Raw genomic sequence first — 12,119 nt, forward strand, 5'->3', positions numbered from 1 at the left:
GCTTATTTCAGTAACAGATTGGCGAGGGTACGCACGCCAAGACCTGTTGCACCCGCCGCCCACTGGTCAACTGCGCCTTTGCGATAGGTCGCGGAGCAGTCGATGTGCAGCCAGCCCTGCTGATAGTTACTGACGAAGTGTGACAGGAACGCTGCCGCGCTACTGGCACCCGCCGCATGTGACGGGCTGGCGATGTTATTGAGATCGGCGAAGTTAGACGGCAGATGGCTGCGATGGAATTCGGCCAGCGGCAGACGCCAGAAAGGTTCGTTCTCACTCACCGCGCTGCCCATCAGCGACTGTGCCATCACATCATCAAAGGTAAACAGCGCATGGTAATCGTTGCCCAGCGCCGTCTTGGCCGCACCGGTCAGCGTCGCAGCATCGATGATCATCGTCGGGTTCTGCTCGCTGGCGTCGATTAAACCGTCGGCCAGGACCAGACGCCCTTCCGCATCGGTGTTCATCACTTCCACCGATTTACCGTTGCGATAGCGAATAATGTCGCCCAGTTTAAAGGCGTTGCTGCTGACCATATTATCGGCACAGCAGAGGTAGAGTTTGACGCGCTTGTTAAGACCGCGCGAAATCGCCATGGCCAGCGCGCCGGTGACGGTCGCCGCGCCGCCCATGTCAGATTTCATTGAGTCCATGAAGCTGCTCTGCTTCAGGCTGTAGCCACCGGTATCAAAGGTAATGCCTTTACCGACCAGACAGGCGTAGACCGGGGCATCGTCGTCGCCGGTCGGGTTGTAATCGAGCGCCAGAAATACCGGCGGACGATTTGAACCGCGTCCAACGGTGTGCAGGCCCATATACCCCTGTACCCGCAGATCGTCGCCTTTGGTGATGCGATAGCTGACGGCACTGCCGCCCACTTCACTGATCAGATCGACTGCATTGTGCGCCAGCTGTTCTGGCCCAAGATCTTCCGCAGGCAGGTTAATAACGTTGCGAACCCAGTCGATAATTTTCAGACGGCGATCAAACTCCGCCTGCTCATGTTCGCCCAGCGCCGGCCACTCAACCTGACGCTGGCCTTTCGGACCACGGAAGCCCTGCCAGAATGCCCAGCACTGCTCAAGGTGCCAGCCTTCGCCGGTCAGCGCCACATGGCGGATCCCCTGGCTGTCGATTTTGTGAGCCGCACGCTGAATGATATTCAGCGCATCCGCGCCGGTCAGATGCAGTGTCATGCCGCTGTCGTTGCTGCTGAGAATCGCTTTTTCGCCCCAGCGCGCATCGGCGGGCTGGCTGCTAAGCGTAATATTCATGGGTTGTGTGGTCATCGAAAAGCTCCATAATCGTTATCTGTTTCATCCAGCCTGATTGTTATAACGGCTTTAATAAGATGTTAAATATAATTCGCAGAGAGACCTGATAACAGATTCCGTCAGGTGTTGCCAGCGAAGTGCAAATATAGGCGCAATTTCCGGACTATGACCGGATATCAGGATTTCATTAAGGCCCGCAGACGGGTCACTGATTTCTGCACCAGGGCAATGGCGTAGTCGATCTCTTCCTCGGTAGTGAAGCGTCCCAGCGAGAAGCGCAGCGAACTGTGCGCCAGCTCTTCACTCAGGCCCAGCGCCCGCAATACATAGGAAGGCTCCAGGCTGGCGGAGGTGCAGGCCGAGCCGGAAGAGAGCGCCAGATCTTTCAGCGCCATGATCAGTGATTCACCCTCAACGTCAGCAAAACTGAGGTTAAGAATGTTCGGTGCGCTCTGATGCAGATCGCCATTGAGGGTGACGTCGGGCAGTGTGCTGATGCCCTGCCACAGACGATCGCGCAGAGTCTGCAGGCGCGCCATCTCGGTTTCGCGCTCTTCTGCTGCGATACGATACGCCTCGCCCATGCCAACAATCTGATGCACCGGCAATGTCCCGGATCGCATACCGCGTTCATGTCCGCCGCCGTGGATCTGCGCAGCAATCTGCACACGCGGTTTACGCCGTACATAGAGTGCGCCGATGCCTTTCGGGCCATAGAGTTTGTGGGCAGAAAAGGACATCAAATCAACCGGTAACTGGCTGAGATCGATAGGCAGCTTGCCGACGCTCTGGGTCGCATCCACATGAAACAGAATCTCACGTTCGCGGCAGAGTTCGCCAAAGGCGGCGATATCCTGAATCACCCCGGTTTCATTATTAACGTGCATCAGGGTGACTAAAATCGTGTCGTCGCGCAGCGCCGCACGCAGCTGGTCAGGCGAGATAATGCCGTTAGCCGCCGGGGTGAGATAAGTGACAGCAAAGCCTTCACGCTCAAGCTGCTGGCAGCTATCAAGCACCGCTTTATGTTCTGTCTGGCTGGTGATGATATGTTTGCCGCGCGCCTGATGGGCGTGAGCTGCACCTTTAATCGCGAGGTTATCGGATTCGGTGGCGCCAGAGGTAAAGATGATTTCACGCGGATCGGCATTGACCAGTTCGGCGATCTGATTACGCGCAACATCAACCGCTTCTTCAGACTGCCAGCCAAAACGGTGCGATCGCGAGGCCGGATTACCGAACGTGCCATCCAGCGTCAGAAACTGCATCATTTTGCTGGCCACACGCGGATCGGCCGGCGTGGTGGCGGCGTAATCCAGGTAAATCGGTAATTTCATTGCGCTACAGCTCCGTATAAAAAATCATACGTCTTTATAGCAGATTCGGCCCTGACCGCGTTAGCAGTAAGGGCCGCAACAGCGGGGATTACGAGGCGCGTTGGTTGACGTTAATTTCCTGCGTGCGCGGGCTCTGGAAGCGACGATTATCAATCGCATTCTGACGATCGGCTACATCCAGGATCTCCTGATTATTCACCAGCTCAGCCAGTGTAATATTGTTCAGGAAGTCACTGATACGCACGCTCAGATCGCGCCACAGCACGTGAGTCAGGCAACGCTCGCCGCCCTGGCAGCCTTCTTTACCCTGACATTTGGTGGCATCAACAGACTCATCAACGGCGGTGATCACTTCACCGACAGAGATGGTATTAGACGCTTTGCCCAACAGATAACCGCCGCCCGGACCACGTACGCTGGACACCAGCTCATTTTTACGCAATCGGGAGAATAACTGCTCCAGATAGGAGAGCGAAATGCCCTGACGCTCTGAAATATCAGCCAGCGGGACCGGACCTTCATGGGAGTGAAGGGCAACGTCCAGCATTGCAGTAACGGCATAACGTCCTTTGGATGTCAGTCTCATAGCGTACGACCTCAATAGCGTCCGGTTATCGGAGGATTAGCAACAGATGCTCTGAAGTCTGCCATTCCCGAGTAAATTGGTCAACTATTTAACCTGGTAAATTAGTCAGGTATTTAACCTGGTAATTCACTCAACTATTATCTGCTTCTTTTTTATCGTTTTTTCGCTTTTCAAACGACGAAAGCATGCCGCGCAGGATGTTCAGTTCGTCGCGTTCCGGGCGGGCGCGGGTGTAAAGACGACGCAGTTTGCTCATCACCTGGCCAGGATTGGCTTCACGGATAAAGCCGCTGTTCAGCATCATCTGTTCCATATGCTGATAGAAGCGCTCGAGATCATCCACCAGCGGATAAGGTGACTCTTCATACTGTGGCGGCGGGCTGGCCTGCTCCTGCGCCTGTAACCATGCCATGCGCACTTCATAGGCAATAATCTGTACGGCCATCGCCAGGTTCAGCGAGCTGTATTCCGGGTTTGCCTGAATCGCGACGTGATAATGGCACTTCTGCAACTCGTCATTGGTCAGGCCGACACGTTCACGACCAAAAACCAGCGCAACCGGTGCCTGCTGGCCCTCTTCCACGCTTTTCACGCCACATTCGCGCGCATCCAGCATCGGCCAGGGCAGCGAGCGGGAACGTGCGCTGGTGCCGACCACCAGACTGCATCCGGCAATGGCCTCATCCAGCGAGTCGACAATTTTTGCGTCGCCGATAACGTCGCTGGCACCGGCCGCGAGTGAGATAGCCTGTGAGTCAGGCTTGACCAGCGGGTTAACCAGATAGAGGTTGGTTAAGCCCATGGTTTTCATGGCGCGCGCAACGGAGCCCATGTTACCGGTGTGAGAAGTCTCGACCAGCACGATACGAATATTTTGCAACATGATTAGGGATACTCAGAAACGGGTCAGTAAAATCAGTAGAGAGAATATTAACATAAAGCAGGACATTTACCGAACACGCTGCTATACTCCGCGCCGTTTTCCCCGTTCTTTAACATCCAGCGAGAGATACCGATGCATCCAATGCTCAACATTGCCGTGCGCGCAGCGCGCAAGGCCGGAAATTTAATTGCCAAATATTATGAAACCCCGGACGCCGTCGAAGCCAGCCAGAAAGGCAGCAACGACTTCGTAACGAATGTTGACCGCGAAGCAGAACGCCTGATTATCGAAATTATTCGTAAATCTTACCCGAAACATACCATCATCACTGAAGAAAGCGGTGAACTGGCGGGCGAAGATCAGGATGTTCAATGGGTTATCGATCCGCTGGATGGCACCTCAAACTTCATCAAACGTTTACCCCACTTTGCTGTTTCTATCGCTGTGCGCATTAAAGGCCGCACTGAAGTCGCCGTCGTTTACGATCCAATGCGCAATGAACTCTTCACCTCTTCACGCGGTCAGGGCGCTCAGCTGAATGGCTATCGTCTGCGTGGCAGCACGGCCCGCGATCTGGATGGCACCGTTCTGGCGACCGGCTTCCCGTTCAAAATGAAGCAGCACGCGCCGGCTTACATGAATATCATGACCAAACTCTTTACCCAGTGTGCTGACTTCCGCCGCACCGGTTCTGCTGCGCTGGATCTGGCCTATGTGGCTGCCGGTCGCGTAGATGGCTATTTTGAGATTGGCCTGAAGCCGTGGGATTTTGCGGCGGGTGAACTGCTGGTCCGTGAAGCGGGCGGTCTGGTGACTGATTTCACCGGCAACCACGGCTATCTGCTGTCAGGTAACCTGGTCGCGGGTAACCCACGTGTGGTGAAATCGATGCTGTCGAACATGCGTGATGAGCTGAGCGAAGCGTTAAAACGCTAAGTCTCAGTACAGAAAAAGGCGGCTTCTCAGCCGCCTTTTTTATTGCCTGTTACTCAGTGATGCTTAACGACGTTCGTGTGACAGCACCTGACGAGGCTGAGTACGACGACCTACCATACCCATTACGCCTGCCAGCACGGCTTCGATGATCAGCAGAATCAGGGCATACCAGCTCGCTTTCGCAGTCGCGGCAGCGGCTTTTTCACCGGCTTCACGCGCTTTCTGTTCAGCCTGCTGTTTCAGTTCCTGATACTTCTGAACGGCCTGCTGATAGCTCTGTTCAGTTTTGGCCACGATCTGATCCACTTCCTGATCGCTTTTGCCGGTGCGCGCTTTGATAATATTTTTCAGCGCATCACGATCGGCTGCCTGCAGGGTATCGGAATGACGATCCATCACCCCTTTTAACCAGTTAGCCAGATCAGTATCCGCTGTCTGTGGATGGTTTGCGGTGTTGTTAGCCTGGTTTTCAGCATTCTGCGCTTCTTTATTTGCATCCTGCTTTAAGTTCTCTGGCTGTAATTCCGGTTTCCCGGTCTGGCGTAAAGTCGTTTCAAGTTCGTTCTGCAGGTTATCTAAATTAATATTACTCTCCTGCAGTTTGTCTTTTGCCATTTGGGTAACGGATGGCGCAGCGGCGGAAATACCACTACCCAGCGCCTGGAAGCCTGAGCCCACAATATTCATCGCGCCGCCTAATACACTGGTCGCCAGCGCAATAGCCAGGTAAATAGTGAAAATTGTGCTAAGGCCAAACATCAGTAAACCGTGCAGTGCGCCTTCGCGCTGAGCCAGTCGGCCTGCAACATAACTACCTGCAGCCATCGCGACCAGCATTTCAATGGCAGTCCAGACCAGCGCGCCTGTGCCCAGGCCGTCGAGTGGATTCTGTTCTTTCATCGGATCAATGGTTGTTGCACCAATGGCGGTTCCCAGCAGCGTCAGAATAATGTGAACGATCAACGCACAAATGACACCGGCAAACACGGCGCTCCAGGAAATACGTTTTAACGGCAATCCAGCAGGCCCGGTCGCCAGCGTTTCGGTGTAGCCATTATTAATACGGGTATCAGCCATGAAATATACTCCTCGCAATAAACAGAAAGCGGTCTTGATCTTTTATCATCCCGACGGCGGAATGCCGTTTTGGTATTATCAGCGTAGACAGGGAATAGTCATTTCACCACTAAACCAGCCAGAGAAAAAAATAAAGAGATGAATTCAGAGATAATTAACGAAGAGAAGAGCGCAGCGGCAATTTTATTTCCGCTGCGCTTTTATTCAGAAAGGTCGAATTCCGCCACCCAGCGTCATCTGCGCTGACTGCCATAGCGCGATACCCGCTACGATTAAAATCAGGCTGCCGGTTAAGGCCAGCGCGGGGATCAGCAGTCGCGTCATGCCTGCGGTAACGCCAGGCTGTGCCAGCCGTTGTGCCACCGTGCGCGCCTGCTGAACCAGCAGGCCAATCGCCGAAATGGTCAGTGCCGTGCCCAGCGCCATCACCGCAGCAGAGATCACCCCCCAGCCATAGACACCAATCACTTTGGCAAACAGCAGCATCATAATCGCGCCGGAACAGGGACGTAATCCCATCGACACCACCACCAGCAGCTGGGTTTTCACGCTGAGATTGCCGCTCATCTGCTGCGGTGTCGGAAGATGTGCGTGTCCGCATCCGCACTGATCGTCATGCTGATGGTGAGGTTTGAAGGTGCGAAATACCGGGGCCGGACGCGGACGCAATGTCCGCCACAACGAACGCAGCGCCCGATAACCGATCATCACGCCCAGCCCGATCACCAACAGATAACTGCCCTTCTCCAGCCAGAAACTGCTGAGATGCAGCTGTCGCGATGACGTTTTCAGCAGCACCAGCATCACCGTCACCAGGGCAATCGCCACCGAACCCTGCAGCAGTGAGGCGAGCAGCGTCAGCCTGATACTGGTTTTCACTCTGGTGGGATGGGTCGCCAGAAAGGTCGCGATCACCACTTTGCCATGGCCCGGCCCCAGCGCGTGCAGTACGCCATACAGCAGGCTGAATATCACCAGCGAAATGCCTGCCTGGTGGGGCTGCTCCGCAACCTGCTGTAGCAGCTGAGTCATCTGCCGATGCAGATCTTTCTGCCACAGTACGCTCTGCATCAGAATCTGCGACCAGTAGAGCCAGACCAGCAACGCGCTGCTCAGCAGCACGCCCGCCATCAGCCACAGCGGCCAGAGGCGGGAAGCCCGTAACGGTGGGGAGATTACTGACATGTCAGTATCACCGTCTGGGCAAACTGGCGGCCTAAATCCATCTCCTCTGCAGGCGCGTCGGCTTTATCCAGCGACAGCGCATACTGCTTCAGTGAATCATTGGGCTTTGGCGTGTTCAGCGCGAACTTGCAGCGCGCCTGCAGCGCCGTCGGCAGCGTTAACGCACCGGGATTGTCATAGAACATATCGACGAAATAGGTAGGATCAAAAGTCAGGATCTCAAAGCGCTGCCCGGTCAGCTTCGGGGGTTCCGCCAGCGGCAGAATAAATTCCAGCACCGCTTTATGGCCGTTACGTGACAGGTTGTATTCGGTTGGCAGATTCAAAAACTTTACCCGCTGTTGGTTGTGCCAGATTTCAGAAAAGTAGTGCTGGCCCAGCACGTTCGCCATCACGCCTGCCGCCAGCTTCTTCCACACCACGCTGCCTGGTTTCGCTTCGCCCGCGTCGTAAAGCAGATCGGCGGAGGTAATCTCATCCATGGTCCAGGTCATCTTTAATCCGGTAAAGGTGTCATCCTGCGCCACCAGTTCGGTTTTCATATCGATGAAGCTGTGAGGATGTGCCATTACAGCCGGACTTAATACCATCAAGAGGGCAAAGAGTGTGCGTTTCATAATGTTATAAAGTAACGTTCCCGATGAAAAGAATCTATAAGTAACAAAATTTTGTGACCCGCCTTAAACCTCCGGCAAATAAACCGCGTAAACCGCGCAGGCGCTGACGGGGTTGACTATTCTTAGCTCAAAATAGCCTGCTGGAAACCTGATTGATGAGTTCTGCTACCCCTTTGGCACCACTCTTCACCCGCTCACAGCGTCAGTGCCATCTTTTATTGCTGCTGTTTCTGCCGACACCCGTGCTTACGCTTGAAAAAGTCTGCCAGCTGAATGGCGTCGATCCTGCTGTTGCCCGACAGGATATCGCGGATGTGGGCCTTGAGATACAGCGATATCACCAGCTGGAATTGCATCAGATGGTGGATGGCAGCTTTCGTCTTCATGGCACAGAGTTGGATCGGCGCCTCTGTCTGCTGCACAACCTGCGACGCAGTTTGCGTTTATCGCAGGATTTCGTCTGCGATCATTTTGCAGCCCCCCTGCGTCAGCGCCTGAAGGTGATGAAGATTGAGAAGGCGCTGTGGGATGAGACCAATTTACAGGCGCTGATCCAGCACTGTAGCCTGCGTCTGAAGCGCGATTTCAGCGAACGCGACCGGCTTTTTCTGCAGATTTTCATGAAATATGGATTGTGCCAGCGCCAGCCGGTGCTGTTCAGTGAAGCGCAGTGTCACTGGCTGCAGCAGAAGGCTGAGCGGCAGGCTGCCGAGGATGTGATTCACCACTGGCGCAAACGCTGCCACCTTGCGCCGCCCGTCAGTGAAACCGACTTCTGGACACTGCTGTTCAGCCAGATACATACGCCTGTCGTGGATGCGATTGCCCATCCTGCTGAGCAGCAGTTAATGGCTGCGACCCAGCAGTTAATTAATGACTTTGAACGGTGTGCCGACATCACTTTTGCTGATCGCGACGAGCTGCTTAACCAGCTCTATCCTCATCTGGCACAGGCGCTGGATCGCACCCACTTCACTATCGGCATCGACAACAGCGTGGCGCTGGATGTCAGCCGCCTCTATCCCCGCCTGTTGCGCACCACTCAGCAGGCGCTGCAGGCGTTTGAGCAGCAATACGGGATTGCGTTCAGCCCGGAAGAGGTGAGCTTAATTACCGTTATTTTTGGTGCCTGGCTGATGCAGGAGAATGCGTTGCAGGAGAAGCAGGTGCTGATTCTGACGGGTGACGATACCGATCTGGAGCAGGATGTGGAGCAGCAGATCCGGGAGATCACGCTGCTGCCGATCAATATTACCTATCAGGACGTGAAACAGTTTCAGCGGGATGGCGCACCGCGGGATGTGGACATCATCATTTCGCCCTACCCCACCTCGCTGCCACTCTTCTCTCCGCCGCTGGTGCATGCGGAACTGCCGCTGACGTTACACCATCAGCAGCGGATTCGTTATTTACTGGAGTCGTAGCCGGGACGCAGAAATAGCGCGGGCAGCGCCACCAGTGCCATCACCCAGAACAGATGCCCCTGCAGATGAGCGAACAGGACGCCGCAGATCATAGTCATTATCGCAATGCCACCCCCCATCGCCAACGCGGAATAGAGCGACTGCAGACGGATCACTTCCGCTCCCTGACGCGCCGCAATAAAACGCATCGCCGCCAGATGACAGACGGTGAAGCTGCCACAGTGGAGGATTTGCGCCACAATCAGCAGCGGCAGCGCGGTAGTGGCCCCCATCAGACTCCAGCGGATCAACGCACAAATGCCCGAAAGCAGCAGCAGATCGCGCGCGCTCCAGCGGCGGAACAACCGGTTGCTCAAAGCAAACACGACGATCTCGGCCACCACGCCCAGCGACCAGAGATAACCCACCGTGGAGGCGGAATAGCCACTCTCCTGCCACCAGATAGCACTGAAGCCGTAATAGGCGGCGTGCGCACCCTGCAGCAGTGTTACGCAGAGCATAAATCGCCATACCGCATTCTCACGCAGCAATTCACGCCACACCTGCCAGCCGCCGCCCGCCGCGCCCTGCCGTTCATTACCCTGAGGCTGGGTGGCGGGTGACAGCATCATGCCTGCCAGCATAGAGATGACGCCGACGGAAAGCAGCAGCAGAATGGCGTTTGAAGAGTAAGCACTAACCAGCACGCCGGTTAACGCCGAGCTGATCACAAAGGCCAGCGAACCCCACAGCCTGACCGGCCCATACGCCAGCCCTATCTGCTGTGTCCAGGTGGCGGCCAGCGCATCGCTGAGCGGGACCAGCGGCGAGAAAAAGAGGTTAAAGCCGATCATGACCGTCAGCAGCCACATCCACTGCTCACCCACCCAGAAACCGGCAGCGAACAGGCAGGTCATCAGCGCCAGCAGACGCAGCGCCGTAATCAACCGTGAAGGATTTTTGACCTGAGAAGCGATAAGCAGACTGCCGACAAAGCGTGCCACCATGCCACAGCCGAGCAGCAGGCCAATCTTTTCAGCATCAAGACCGGTGCCTTTCAGCCACACGCCCCAGAATGGCAGATAGATGCCGTAACAGAAGAAGTAAGTGAAGTAGCCCAATCCGAGCCATCTGGCGGAGCCGATTGCCATATTCCCTCCAGCAAGAGTGCTGCCTGGCAGCATGAGTGGGCGCTACTCTGGCAGAGCGCCGCAGGACAGGCAATAAAAAAGGATGGCTGATGCCATCCTTTCAGAACACTAACCAATCCAAATCAGAGCGCCTCTTGCCGCTACATCTGAATTTCACGCGCAGGAAACACGGTCAGAGGAGGAAAGCGTCCCGCGCCAATGATGGCGCGGGCCGAGCGGCCAGGGATTGGCTTTAGCGACTTTCCGATCTGACCGTGTTTCCTGAGCAACTCCGGTATCACAGCTAACACGCACTCGTTTTTTAACAATAAAAAAGGATGGCTGATGCCATCCTTTGTATGCTGTCTCACAACAGGTTAACGATTAAGCGTAGACCGGCAGACGGCTGCAGATTTCCAGCACTTTCTTTTTGGTGCGCTCAATGGTTGCTTCGTCATTGACGTTATCCAGCACATCCGCGATCCAGCCAGCCAGCTCACGCACGTCCGCTTCGTTGAAGCCACGACGGGTAACAGCTGGCGTACCGATACGGATACCGGAAGTGACAAACGGGCTTTTCGGATCGTTAGGCACGCTGTTTTTATTAACCGTGATGTTGGCACGGCCCAGCGCCGCATCCGCTTCTTTACCAGTCAGGTTTTTGCTCACCAGATCGATCAGGAACAGATGGTTATACGTGCCGCCAGAAACGATGTCATAGCCACGCTCAATCAGCACCTCAACCATCGCTTTGGCGTTTTTTGCCACCTGCTGCTGGTAGGTTTTGAATTCCGGCTCCATCGCCTCTTTGAACGCAACCGCTTTACCAGCGATAACGTGCATCAGAGGACCGCCCTGACCGCCAGGGAAGACAGCAGAGTTCAGTTTCTTATAGAAATCTTCGTCGCCGTTTTTCGCCAGAATGATACCACCGCGCGGACCCGCCAGCGTTTTGTGAGTGGTAGAGGTCACGATGTGCGCATGCGGGATCGGACTCGGGTAAACGTCTGCAGCAATCAGGCCGGCAACGTGTGCCATGTCCACAAACAGCCATGCACCTACGCTATCCGCGATTTCGCGCATTTTCGCCCAGTCGCAAACGCCGGAGTAAGCTGAGAATCCGCCAACGATCATTTTTGGCTTGTGGGTTTTCGCCAGTTCAGCCAGTTCGTCGTAGTCAATTTTACCGGTCTCATCGATACCGTAAGCCACAACGTTATAGAGTTTGCCCGACAGGTTAACCGGTGAGCCGTGAGTCAGGTGTCCACCGTGCGCCAGGTTCATCCCCAGAATAGTATCGCCCGGCTGCAGCAGCGCGGTGTAAACCGCAAAGTTAGCCTGTGAACCTGAGTGTGGCTGCACGTTAGCGTAATCGGCACCAAACAGTTCTTTTGCGCGATCGATCGCCAGTTGCTCAACGATATCAACGTACTCACAGCCGCCGTAGTAGCGTTTGCCCGGATAGCCTTCAGCGTATTTATTGGTGAGCTGAGAACCTTGTGCCTGCATAATACGCGGGCTGGTGTAGTTTTCAGAAGCAATCAGTTCAATGTGCTCTTCCTGACGCACTGTCTCCTGCTCCATCGCCTGCCACAACTCGGCATCGTAATCGGCAATGTTCATATCACGCTTTAACATCCGGATCTCCTGACTCAGCTAACTTTCTGACGGTATTTACCCCCCTTCAGGGG

Annotated in this window: 11 protein-coding genes; 2 read left to right on the forward strand and 9 right to left on the reverse strand. The window is 55.1% G+C overall.

What is annotated here, in order from left to right:
- Nucleotides 1-2: 2 nt before the first annotated feature.
- The 4 genes from pepB to trmJ all read right to left on the reverse strand — a co-directional run bounded on the left by pepB (nucleotide 3) and on the right by trmJ (nucleotide 4,080).
- Nucleotides 3-1,289, reverse strand: a complete 1,287-nt coding sequence (pepB, locus tag AC6I8B_RS14445; RefSeq protein WP_010257585.1) for an aminopeptidase PepB — start codon at nucleotides 1,287-1,289, stop codon at nucleotides 3-5.
- A gap of 161 nt (nucleotides 1,290-1,450) precedes the next feature.
- Nucleotides 1,451-2,611 (reverse strand): IscS subfamily cysteine desulfurase, encoded by a 1,161-nt coding sequence (locus tag AC6I8B_RS14450; RefSeq protein WP_031592489.1) that lies wholly within the window; start codon nucleotides 2,609-2,611, stop codon nucleotides 1,451-1,453.
- Nucleotides 2,612-2,699: 88 nt separating this feature from the next.
- Nucleotides 2,700-3,197: a Fe-S cluster assembly transcriptional regulator IscR gene (gene iscR, locus AC6I8B_RS14455; protein ID WP_010257591.1), complete on the reverse strand. Its 498-nt coding sequence runs from the start codon at nucleotides 3,195-3,197 to the stop codon at nucleotides 2,700-2,702.
- Nucleotides 3,198-3,327: 130 nt separating this feature from the next.
- Complete coding sequence (gene trmJ, locus AC6I8B_RS14460) at nucleotides 3,328-4,080, reverse strand: tRNA (cytosine(32)/uridine(32)-2'-O)-methyltransferase TrmJ (protein ID WP_010257594.1); 753 nt, start codon at nucleotides 4,078-4,080, stop codon at nucleotides 3,328-3,330.
- A 132-nt stretch (nucleotides 4,081-4,212) separates the two neighbouring features.
- Here trmJ and suhB point away from each other — a divergent pair, with 132 nt between their 5' ends.
- Nucleotides 4,213-5,016: an inositol-1-monophosphatase gene (gene suhB, locus AC6I8B_RS14465; protein ID WP_008926709.1), complete on the forward strand. Its 804-nt coding sequence runs from the start codon at nucleotides 4,213-4,215 to the stop codon at nucleotides 5,014-5,016.
- Between the two features lie 63 nt (nucleotides 5,017-5,079).
- Here the strand turns inward: suhB and AC6I8B_RS14470 are convergent, their stop codons facing one another.
- From AC6I8B_RS14470 to AC6I8B_RS14480, 3 genes are all read right to left on the reverse strand, one after another.
- On the reverse strand, nucleotides 5,080-6,093 hold the full coding sequence (locus AC6I8B_RS14470; protein ID WP_010257601.1) for a TIGR04086 family membrane protein: 1,014 nt from the start codon (nucleotides 6,091-6,093) through the stop codon (nucleotides 5,080-5,082).
- Nucleotides 6,094-6,297: 204 nt separating this feature from the next.
- On the reverse strand, nucleotides 6,298-7,278 hold the full coding sequence (locus AC6I8B_RS14475) for a nickel/cobalt transporter (RefSeq protein WP_061703693.1): 981 nt from the start codon (nucleotides 7,276-7,278) through the stop codon (nucleotides 6,298-6,300).
- A complete protein-coding gene (locus AC6I8B_RS14480) occupies nucleotides 7,269-7,895 on the reverse strand; it encodes a DUF1007 family protein (RefSeq protein ID WP_010257608.1) in 627 nt (208 codons plus the stop codon). The genes AC6I8B_RS14475 and AC6I8B_RS14480 overlap by 10 nt, the downstream gene beginning before the upstream one ends.
- Before the next feature lie 155 nt (nucleotides 7,896-8,050).
- On the opposite strand from AC6I8B_RS14480, the gene csiE reads away from it, so the two are divergent.
- The gene (gene csiE, locus AC6I8B_RS14485) at nucleotides 8,051-9,319 is read left to right on the forward strand and encodes a stationary phase inducible protein CsiE (RefSeq protein ID WP_010671313.1); all 1,269 of its coding nucleotides are present in this window, start codon (nucleotides 8,051-8,053) and stop codon (nucleotides 9,317-9,319) included.
- On the opposite strand, the gene AC6I8B_RS14490 is transcribed toward csiE, so the two are convergent.
- Complete coding sequence (locus tag AC6I8B_RS14490; protein ID WP_033772425.1) at nucleotides 9,301-10,449, reverse strand: 3-phenylpropionate MFS transporter; 1,149 nt, start codon at nucleotides 10,447-10,449, stop codon at nucleotides 9,301-9,303. The two genes, csiE and AC6I8B_RS14490, sit on opposite strands and share 19 nt — an antisense overlap.
- A gap of 363 nt (nucleotides 10,450-10,812) precedes the next feature.
- Nucleotides 10,813-12,066 (reverse strand): serine hydroxymethyltransferase, encoded by a 1,254-nt coding sequence (glyA, locus tag AC6I8B_RS14495; protein ID WP_497817473.1) that lies wholly within the window; start codon nucleotides 12,064-12,066, stop codon nucleotides 10,813-10,815.
- Nucleotides 12,067-12,119 lie beyond the last annotated feature (53 nt).

Source organism: Pantoea sp. X-Soil-ISGK-285 (assembly GCF_059730815.1).